Here is a 9,212-nt window from a genome sequence, read left to right as displayed (position 1 = left end):
TCACCGACGTGGTGACGTGCCCGTGGGGGAACTGCCGGCTAGACCGCTTCGAGCAGCGCGGAGATCCGGGCGACCCGCCCGTTCGCGCCGAACTCGAAGTGCAGGTAGCGGTTGTCCACCTGGAACCGGTCGAAGCTCGGACCGCTGCGTTCCGGACTGCCGAGGGCCGCCGTCACCTCGTCGCGGGTGGCGGTGGCGGAGAGCCCCTGCACCAGCGCGCCGGGACGCGGGTACTGGCCGTAGGTCTCGTCCTCGGGATCCGGCTGGGTCCGCACCATCGCCGAGGCCAGGACGTCGTCCTCGAAGAGGAGTTCGGTGCCGGCCTCCTTGAAGACGAAGTACGTGGACTTCTCCCCGTCGAAGTCGTACTCGCTGACCTCCATCGCGGGTCCGACGAGGACGATCGCGTCGAGGATGCGGCTGTCGCCCTGGCGCAGGCCCAGCACGTCCAGAAATACGGTGATCTCACCGGAAACCGTGGTCATATGCCCTTCTTCAGGTTCTCGGCCTTCAACTTGTCGAGAGCCGCGTCGACGTCCTTGACCGAGTAGCCCTTCGCGATGAGGTTGGCGCGGGTCGTAGCGTAGTCCCTCTTCGCGGCCTTGCTGAGGTCCGCCGCGTCGTCCTCGATCTGCTGCTTCGTGTTCTTGCCGCGGAAGGTGTCGCTCTTCGCGTGGACGTCCTTCGGGACCTCGATCGCGTTCGCCTTGTTGTGCAGGTCGGCGGCTTCCTGCTTCGTCAGCTTGCGGCCGAGCCGCTTCTCCTCGGCGCGCTTGAGCGCGGCCGACGACGGGATGTGGTCGTGCTCCAGGTTGTCGCCGACCTTCTCCCGCTTCTTGAGGTTGATGTAGGAGTCGACGTCGAGCGCCTGGACGTTGTTGTTGCCCGCGGGGCGCTTCGCGGTGCGCAGCTTCGTGCCGATGGGGTTGAACACCCCGGCGTTGGTGATGGTCTTGTTCGCCTTGGGCTTCTTGACCTTAGGCACTGAGCACCTGGCTGATGGCGAGGTCGATGGCCTGGTCGACGAGGAGCGAGGTGATCTCCTTGAAGACGGGGATCTCGAGCAGCGAGAGGCCGAACGTCGGCACCGCGGTGGCGATGGCCTGGGCGATCTGGACCGCGAGCATGGCCAGCTGCACCACGACGGCGATCTTGAGCGCGACCACGACCCCCGCGCACACGTAGAGGCCCGCGCCGATCAGCGACGAGGCGGTGGCGCCGTCCTCGAGGTTCTTCTTCGGCGCCTCGTCGTCGCTCCAGAACGCCTTGAAGCCGTCGATGGCCGCGCCGCTGTTGCCGCTCAGCACCTGCTGGGCGTGCCCCTCGGCGGTGGCGGCGGCGGGGCCGAGGCGGTCGGCGAAGCCCGACCAGAGACCGCCGAGGTCGAAGAGCTTGCCCTCGTCGCTCTCGGGCCAGTTGAAGCCGAGGGCGTTGAGCAGCCCGGACAGCTCCGGCGGCAGCATCATGCCGGTGGTCATCCCAAATCTCCCATGATCTGCTGGAACGAGTCCCGGTTGAAGGCCTCGATGGCGTCGTAGTCGTCGGCCATGCCCTGCAGGTTGTGGCCGATCTCCGCAAGTCCGTCGGCGTTGTCCTCGAAGGACTCGAACGCGGCCTCGGAGACGATCTGGTAGATCGTGCCCAGCGCCGAGCCGAGCTCGTCTCCGCCGAACGCGCCGGTCAGCGCCTCGGTCTGGCTGCGGAACGTGGCGATGTCGCTCGTCAGGGAATCGCCGGTCCCCAGGATCTCCTTCGCGGACCCACCGATCATCTCGGTGGACACTTCCATCCCGGACATCGTGCTCACTCCCTAGTCGATGGTGCGCATGATCGAGGTGAGGTTCGTCGTGTAGGAGCGCAGGTGCTGCATGCTCTGGTCGCGGACCCTCTCGGCCTGGTCGCTGATCGCCTGCAACGCGGCGACGTCCAGCCCCGGCCGGTCCGCGGCGCTCGCCAGGCGCTCCCACTCGTCGAACGCGGTGTTGACCGCCTGGATCACCGACTGCGTCAGCTGCGCGGGCGGGTACTGCAGCGCGACGACGGTCAGCGACAGCGCGTGGACCTGGCCGCTGACGACGGCGGCGTTGACCTCGTTGTCCTCGTCGCTGCCCTCACCGACGAGCATCGGCGCCGGATCCGCCGACAACGCCGCCTGCGTGGAGCTCACCACGTCCATCGCGTCCTGGAACAGGTGGTCGACGTATTGGGGCGTGCTGTCACCGCGGATGCCGGTCTTCGCCATCGACGCCTCGAGCAGGCCCTGGATCCGGCGCAACGCCTCACCACCCTGCCGGGTGAAGTCCGCGAGCTGCTGACCCAGCGCGGCGAGGTCGGGTCCCGGGTCACCGGCGCCGGGCGTGTCGAGCAGCGACTGCTCCAAGGCGCTGTTGATGGCCGTCCGCAGCGGCTCCGACACGGCGCCGGGCGGCTGCGTGAGCAGGTCCGGGTGGACGTCGAGCCAGATGATCCGGCGGTCCCGCACCACGACGCTCACCCCCGGCGCCGTGGCGACCGAGTCCTCGAGCTCGTACGGCTCCGGCGCCGGCGGCGTGTACCCGGCTCTCGCCAAAGCCAGCCGGTGGCGCTGCTCCGCGAGCCGGGCCTCGTGGTCCCCGTCCACCCTGTCGGCCTCTGTCATGAAGTACCTCCCTGTTTCGGAGAGTAGCAACACGATCACGAGTCGATGCCGCGAAAGGATGAATTACGGCCCATCAAATGGACCATTTGATACGGAGAGTAAAAGAATTGTTAGGTGATTGATCCGCATCCGAACACGCGCGGAGGGTGTGGAAAACCGGTGTGAACCAACCGGAGGTCGCGTCCGTGTAGCTGGTGGCGGCGGAGATGTGGCTGTGCCGCAGGGCAACGGGAGTGTGATCTGTGCGCATCGTCGGTGACAACGACGCTGTCCCGCTGAAGGACACCGTCACCTCGGGTCAGGTGCAGCTCGACCCGGCTGCGGGTGAGGAGCTGCGCAAGCAGTTCCAGGCCCAGATCGACCAGGTCGACTCGTGGCTCGAGCGCGCCAACACCAGCATCGCGCGTCCGGCGCCGCTGGGCGCCAACCCGGTCGGCGACAAGATGCGCGACAAGTTCACCCACCGGGCGGAGGGTGAGCAGTACTCGTTCGTCAGCGTCATGACCGCGTACCGCACGGTCCTCGAGCAGACGAAGAACTCGATCGTGACCGCCATCGAGAACTTCACCCGCCTCGACGAGGAACAGCAGATCGAGCTCAAGAAGCACATGGGCGAGAGCTGAGTCATGCCCTACGAGTCGAGAGGTGGGCCGGTCGTGTTCTCCGATGTGGATTCCGGTGAGGCCGAGAACGTCCCGGTCCTCACGGACCCCCAGAACTGGGCGTCGCGATCGCACCAAGAGCTCTACGCCGCGGTGCACAACAACAACGACCCCGGCCAGGCCGGCCAGATCAGCTCCGACTGGAGCAAGTACGGCAACGAGCTCACCGAGGCCTCGCGGACGATCAACTCCGTGATCACCTCGTCGGAGTCCAAGTGGACGGGTGCGGCCGCCGAGGCCGCCCGCGACGCGATGAAGAAGCTCGGGGACTGGGTCGACGAGACCGCGAAGACGGCGGTGGAGGTCGGCGGCAAGGTCGCCGACCAGGGCCGGGTGATGGAGTCCGCCCGCGCGCAGATGCCCGCCCCGGTCGAGTTCGACTGGATGCGGGCGGCCGCCGCGCTGACCCAGCCGGGCACTACCGCCTTCCTCCTGGCCACTGTGGACATCGCGGTGGCGAACGCCGTTTCCCGTGCGGCGCACGACGAAGCGGTGTCGGTGATGACCGCGATGGAGACCAGCTCGCGGCAGATCGACTCGTCGGTGCCCGCGTTCAAGCCGCCGTTCAACCCGAACACCGGTCAGGTCGAGGAGCCGGTGATGGCCGTGGCGCGCTCCGGCGCCGCTCCCGCTTTGGGTGGCGTGGACGCGTTCATGTCCACGCAGACAGCGAGTGCCGGTGCCGTTGCCTCGCCGCCGAACGTCAACGGCGGTGCCGGTGCCGGTGCCGGTGGCGGTGCGGGTACGGGTGGTGGCAGTGGCTACACGCCGCAGATGCCGGGATACAGCCCCGGCACGACGAACACCTCCGCTTCGACGTACACGCCGGCCGCGCCGAACTACGCCCCGTCCGCGAGCACGGGCACCACGGTCACCAGCGGTGCCGGTGGTGGCAGCAGCACCTACACGCCGCAGATGCCGCAGATCCCGAAGGTCCCGGCCGTCGGCAGGGACGTCACCACTCCGAACTACCTGCCGCAGAACCCGAAGTTCACCCCGTCCGCGCCCGGTTACCCGGGTCCCGCCGGGACCGGTGGCCCCCGTGGGGCCGGTGGTTTCGGTGGTAGCGGCGGTGCCTTCGGCGGTGGTGCTGGTGGCGGTGGCGGGACCGGCGGCTTCGGTGGCGGCCCAGGTGGTGGCGGCGGTGCCGGCGGCGCAGGCATGAAGGGCGGCCCCATGCCGTTCACCCCCTCCATGGGCGGTGGAGCCGGCGGCGGTGGCGGTGCCTTCGGCGGCGGTGCCGGTAGCGGTGCCTTCGGTGGCGGTGCGGGTGGCGGCGGTGCCGGTGGTGCGGGCGGGTCGATGGCCCCCGGTGGTTCCGCGGGTGTGCAGGGCCAGATGCGCGGCGGCATGCCGATGGGCATGACCGGTCCCGGCGCGGCCGGCGCCGCGGGTGCCGGCATGGGCGGTGCCCCGATGGGCGGCGCACCCGGCGCCGGCGGCAAGGGCGACGACGACAAGGAACACCGCTCCGCCAGCTACGTCATGGGCGGCGACCTGTTCGAGGTCCCCGGCGAGAACCTGCCCCCGTCGGTCATCGGCGCGGCCAAGGCCAAGGCGCGGGTCCGGGCCGACTGACCGGCTCAGCGCGGCCAGGTGCGGACGGCGAAGACCACGGAGGACGACGAGTCGAAGGACGACAGCGTCGTGGTCTTGATCCGCAGCCAGCCGACGCGGCCGTCCGAGGTGACGAAGCAGTACTGCGACCCCGTGAGGGCCGGGAGCACCGTGGTGGCGGTGTTGTCGCCGTTGGCGATGGCCTCGGTGCAGCGTTCGTGCGCCTGCTGTTCGGGGCCGCGGTCGTCGGCGAAGTTGCTTCCGTTGGCGTACAAGAGGTTGTACTCGTTCAAATAGAGATCCGTCTTGCCGTTGGCGCCGTCGGCGCGTTTGGCGGTGAAGTCGTCGCCGTCGACGTCCACGCCGGTCTTGGCCGACAGGCGGATCTCCCGCGCTGGTGCGGACGTGCGTGCCGGTGTGCTGGTCGTGGGGGGCGTGGTGGCGTCGGCCTGTGCTGCCGTGTCGGTCGGCCGGGGTGTCGGTGCGGCGGTCGGGGTGTCGCCGGTCGCCACCACCTTCCACACCACCAGGCCGATCACGACGGTCAGCACCACGCCGATGATCACGCCGGCGGCGGGCAGGCTGATCGTCGTGGTGCGGGAGTGGTAGGTGGAGGTGCCGACGTTGACGTCGCCCCGGGCTTCACCCGTTTGGATGGTGTTGCCGAGGTTCTCGTCCACGTGGTTGCGCGTCCACGCGCCGTTGTCGCCTCGCTGATCAGGTCCGATCACGCCCTCCCTCGATCGTCTGCGGCCACGGGGCCGATGAACCATCGCCGGAACGCGGCCGGACGTTTCCTGTTTTCCGTGGCCAGTTTTTGTCTTCTTTTCCGCCTAACACCGGGCCGGTGCGCAGCGATGAGAGGTCCGAACGGGCGAACGGAGGAAGCGGGTGAGCGTGGTGATTCGCACCGGCGTCACGACGCACCCCGGTGTGGTGCGGGAAGTCAACGAGGACAACGCCATCGCGGGCCGGCGGGTGTTCGCCGTGGCGGACGGGGTCGGCGGGCACGCCGCGGGGGAGGTCGCCAGTGCGCACCTCGTCGCGCGGTTGCGGCAGCTCGACGAGCTCGACGGCCACGGGCTGGACGACGTGCGGGAGACGCTCGCCGCGGCCGGGCGGTCGCTGGAGGAGGCCGAGCACGGCGGCATGACGACGGTCTCCGGGATCTCGCTCGTCACGGTGTCCGAGAGGCCGCACTGGGTCGTGTTCAACGTCGGCGACTCGCGGGTCTACCGGTTCGACGGCGCGGAGCTGACGCAGCTCACCGTCGACCACTCCGAGGCGCAGGAACTCGTCGAGGCGGGACTGCTGACGGCCGACGAGGTGCGGACCTACCCGCGGCGGCACGTGGTCACGCGCGTGCTCGGCAGCGCCGGCATCTCGGACCCGGACCTCTGGCTGTTCCCGCCGCACGCGGGGGAGCGGTTCGTCATCTGCACGGACGGCCTGACGAACGAGGTGGCGGACGGCGAGATCGAGGACGTGCTCAGGCAGCACGCCGGTGCGCAGGACGCCGCCGCGGCTCTCGTGCACCGGGCTGTCGCCGCCGGTGCGCGGGACAACGTCACGGCGCTCGTCGTCGACTACCCCGTGGCCCGTGAGTCCACTTGCGACACCGTGCCGCGGAGTTCGCGATGACCGCTGCCGAGTACGTGCCGGGCACGTGGGTCGCGGTGGTGGGGGAGCACACGTGGCTGCTGCTGGCCGTGGCACCCGAGGCAGAGCTGGTCCGCCGGTGCTGGGAGCTGGTGCGCTCGGACGAGCCTCTGGACGAGGTCGTCGCGGCGATCATGGACGAGGGATTTCGCGCGGTGAGCGGCTTCGCGCTCGTCCGGCTCGCCGCGGCGGAGAGGCGCGCCGTCGTGCGCGGCGGGGCGCAGGTGCAGGTCGTCCGCCAGGACGGTGCCGTCGACGAGATCAGCGCGGCTGGTGTGGGGACGTGGGTCGACCGCAACCTCGAGGACGTGGCACGGCTGCGCGTCGCACTGGGGGCGAGCGGTCCCGCGTTGCCGGTCGCCGCCGGGGTGGTGCTGGCGGGCGAGCTCGTGGTGACGGTGTCGGACGTGCCGCAACCGGCGACCCCGGCACTCCCGGTGGTGCCCGCGGTCGAGCACACCGTTGTGCTGCAGGAGGAACCTGTCGTGCGAGAGGAGCCGCGCCCGCAGGTCACCCAGATGACGGGCGTGATCCAGTCGTTCGACTGGGCGCCCCAGGCTTCCGCCACGGCGGCCTGGGCAGAACCCGTGCCCGCCCCCCAACCGGTGCCCGCCCCCCAACCGATGCCCGCGCCCCAACCGGTGCCGGCGCCGCAGCTCGAGCCGGTCACCGAGACCGTCCTGCGCTCCAGCGCCTCGCCCAACGACACGCGGATGCTGCACACGGGCAAAACCGGTGGCGCACGGCTGGTGCGGGCGAAGCGCTGCCCGCAGGGGCACCTCAGCTCCGACTACGCGGTGCACTGCCGGGTGTGCGAGGTCGCGTTGCCGCACCAGGACGCGGCGATGCTGGCCATGCCGGTGCTGGGCCTGCTCAGGCTCTCCAACGGCGACACCATCGCGCTCGACCGCGACGTGGTGATGGGCCGCGATCCGAGCGGTGACCGCAGGGGCGCGAACCTCGTCCAGGTCGGCAGGGAGAACGACACGGACATCTCGCGCACGCACGTCGACGTCCGCCTGTCGGGCTGGGACGTGCTGGTGCGCGACCTCGGCTCCACGAACGGCACGACGGTGTCCCGCCCCGGCTGCCCGCCCGAGAAGCTCGCCCCGCACATCGAGCAGTTCCTGACGCCCGGCACCCGCGTGACGCTCGGCGACCAGGTCCACTTCACCTTCGAGGTGAGCGGATGAGCGCGGGACCGCCGCAGATCCAGGACTTCGACTACCGCGGCGACATCGGCGCCGGCGGGTTCGCGATGGTGCACCGGTACTACGACCGCAACCTCAAGGACGAGGTCGCGGTGAAGGTGCCGAAGTCGTCCGGACTGTCCGAGGCGGTGCGTGAGCGGTTCATCGCCGAGGGCGAGTCGATGGCGAAGCTGCGCAAGCACCCCAACGTCGTGACCGTGTACGGCACGGGCACCGCGGCGGACGGGCGCCCGTACCTCGTCATGGACTACTGCCCCGGCGGCGACCTCGCGAAGCTCTCGGCCCGCTCCCCGTTGTCGGTCAAGGAAGTCCTCGACATCGGCGTGCAGATCGCCGGGGCGATCGAGACCGCGCACGAACGCGGGATGCTGCACCGCGACATCAAGCCCGCCAACGTGCTCATGAACGAGTACCGGCGCCCCTGCCTGACCGACTTCGGCATCGCGAGCCGCCTGGCCGAACGCACCGAGGACGCCGAGGTGGCGTTGTCGCTGCCGTGGTCGGCGCCGGAACTGCTCGACCGGTCCACCGCGGTTCGCGACGGCATCCCGTCCGAGGTGTTCTCCTTCGCGGCGACGTTGTGGCACCTGCTGGTCGGGTACTCGCCGTTCATGCCGCCCGGTGCGGACAACTCGCCGGACGCGATCGAGCGGCGGATCTTGAGCGGGTGGCTGCCCCAGGCGCTCACCGGGCCCGCCGACCTGCAGCGGTTGTTGTTGCGCGGCATGGCGAAGAACCCGGCGGCACGGCCCGGGTCGTTGCACGAGTTCGCCGCCGGGCTGAACAGGATCCAGAAGGCGCAACGGTTCCGGGAGACCGAGCTCGAGCTCATGCCCGCGCCGGAACCCGAGCCGGAGCCCTCGCCCCAGGTGGCCGCTCCCCGGTTCGTCGCACCGCCCCCGCCGGTTTCCCCGCCGACACAAAGGAAACCGCCCGAACTGGTGCTCCCGCCGCCGAGGCCGGTGCCGCACACCACGGCGCGCAAGGCGCAGCCGGAGACGATGGTCCGCCCGTCGCCACCGGTCGTCGCCGAGCCGGGACGCGGGGGAAGTCCCGGGCCCAGGCGCTGGCCCCTCTACCTCACGTGCCTCCTGGCGGTGGCCGCGATCGCGGGCGTGTGGGTGTTCCTGGTGTCAGGGCAGGAAAAGCCGGTCGGCGGCTCCACGGCGACCACGCTCACCGAGGACGCTCCCGACCAGAACGCCGGTGCCGGTGACGCACCACCGGGCAGGCCCTCGATCACGGCCACGCGACTGGACGCGAAAACGGTCCGCTTCACGTGGAATTATTCGGCCCAGCAGGCGACGGACACGTTCTCCTGGCGCACGCCGGACGGTGCGCGCACCGGTGTCGAGAAGCAGCCGCAAGTGGACGTCGAGGGCGCGGAACCCGTGTGCCTGCAGGTGAAAGTGGTGCGCGCGGACGGCGGCAACGCGACCGCGGACTGGTCGCAGGAGAGCTGCGGATAATTGTTCGTCAGCATTC

At 70.1% G+C, this 9,212-nt stretch carries 11 protein-coding genes; 5 read left to right on the top strand and 6 right to left on the bottom strand.

The annotated features are described in order from the left end of the window. Nucleotides 1–38 precede the first annotated feature (38 nt). From ACFWGZ_RS21285 to ACFWGZ_RS21265, 5 genes are read right to left on the bottom strand one after another with little or no spacing between them, the layout of a single operon-like run. A complete protein-coding gene (locus tag ACFWGZ_RS21285; protein ID WP_382453284.1) occupies nucleotides 39–485 on the bottom strand; it encodes a hypothetical protein in 447 nt (148 codons plus the stop codon). After that, nucleotides 482–985 (bottom strand): hypothetical protein, encoded by a 504-nt coding sequence (locus ACFWGZ_RS21280; protein WP_382453283.1) that lies wholly within the window; start codon nucleotides 983–985, stop codon nucleotides 482–484. Before ACFWGZ_RS21280 ends, ACFWGZ_RS21285 begins: the two co-directional genes overlap by 4 nt. Continuing rightward, nucleotides 978–1,478, bottom strand: coding sequence for a hypothetical protein (locus tag ACFWGZ_RS21275; RefSeq protein WP_382453282.1), 501 nt, complete (start codon nucleotides 1,476–1,478; stop codon nucleotides 978–980). Before ACFWGZ_RS21275 ends, ACFWGZ_RS21280 begins: the two co-directional genes overlap by 8 nt. After that, the gene (locus ACFWGZ_RS21270; protein WP_382453281.1) at nucleotides 1,475–1,798 is read right to left on the bottom strand and encodes a WXG100 family type VII secretion target; all 324 of its coding nucleotides are present in this window, start codon (nucleotides 1,796–1,798) and stop codon (nucleotides 1,475–1,477) included. The genes ACFWGZ_RS21275 and ACFWGZ_RS21270 overlap by 4 nt, the downstream gene beginning before the upstream one ends. Nucleotides 1,799–1,810: 12 nt before the next feature. Beyond that, nucleotides 1,811–2,638: a hypothetical protein gene (locus ACFWGZ_RS21265; protein ID WP_382453280.1), complete on the bottom strand. Its 828-nt coding sequence runs from the start codon at nucleotides 2,636–2,638 to the stop codon at nucleotides 1,811–1,813. Nucleotides 2,639–2,880: 242 nt separating this feature from the next. On the opposite strand from ACFWGZ_RS21265, the gene ACFWGZ_RS21260 reads away from it, so the two are divergent. Then, nucleotides 2,881–3,261: a hypothetical protein gene (locus tag ACFWGZ_RS21260; RefSeq protein ID WP_382453279.1), complete on the top strand. Its 381-nt coding sequence runs from the start codon at nucleotides 2,881–2,883 to the stop codon at nucleotides 3,259–3,261. A gap of 33 nt (nucleotides 3,262–3,294) precedes the next feature. Beyond that, complete coding sequence (locus tag ACFWGZ_RS21255; RefSeq protein ID WP_382453278.1) at nucleotides 3,295–4,878, top strand: PPE domain-containing protein; 1,584 nt, start codon at nucleotides 3,295–3,297, stop codon at nucleotides 4,876–4,878. A gap of 5 nt (nucleotides 4,879–4,883) precedes the next feature. Here ACFWGZ_RS21255 and ACFWGZ_RS21250 read toward each other — a convergent pair whose 3' ends face one another. Further along, nucleotides 4,884–5,588, bottom strand: coding sequence for a hypothetical protein (locus ACFWGZ_RS21250; RefSeq protein ID WP_382453277.1), 705 nt, complete (start codon nucleotides 5,586–5,588; stop codon nucleotides 4,884–4,886). A 160-nt stretch (nucleotides 5,589–5,748) separates the two neighbouring features. Here ACFWGZ_RS21250 and ACFWGZ_RS21245 point away from each other — a divergent pair, with 160 nt between their 5' ends. From ACFWGZ_RS21245 to ACFWGZ_RS21235, 3 genes are read left to right on the top strand one after another with little or no spacing between them, the layout of a single operon-like run. Beyond that, on the top strand, nucleotides 5,749–6,498 hold the full coding sequence (locus ACFWGZ_RS21245) for a PP2C family protein-serine/threonine phosphatase (protein ID WP_382453276.1): 750 nt from the start codon (nucleotides 5,749–5,751) through the stop codon (nucleotides 6,496–6,498). Continuing rightward, entirely contained in the window at nucleotides 6,495–7,709 is a 1,215-nt protein-coding gene (locus tag ACFWGZ_RS21240) for an FHA domain-containing protein (RefSeq protein WP_382453275.1), read from the top strand. Before ACFWGZ_RS21245 ends, ACFWGZ_RS21240 begins: the two co-directional genes overlap by 4 nt. Further along, nucleotides 7,706–9,196, top strand: coding sequence for a serine/threonine-protein kinase (locus tag ACFWGZ_RS21235; RefSeq protein WP_382453274.1), 1,491 nt, complete (start codon nucleotides 7,706–7,708; stop codon nucleotides 9,194–9,196). The genes ACFWGZ_RS21240 and ACFWGZ_RS21235 overlap by 4 nt, the downstream gene beginning before the upstream one ends. Nucleotides 9,197–9,212: the final 16 nt, after the last annotated feature.

This window comes from Lentzea sp. NPDC060358 (assembly GCF_042725365.1).
Classification (GTDB): Bacteria; Actinomycetota; Actinomycetes; order Mycobacteriales; family Pseudonocardiaceae; genus Lentzea.
This window is presented reverse-complemented; position numbering and strand designations above follow the sequence as displayed.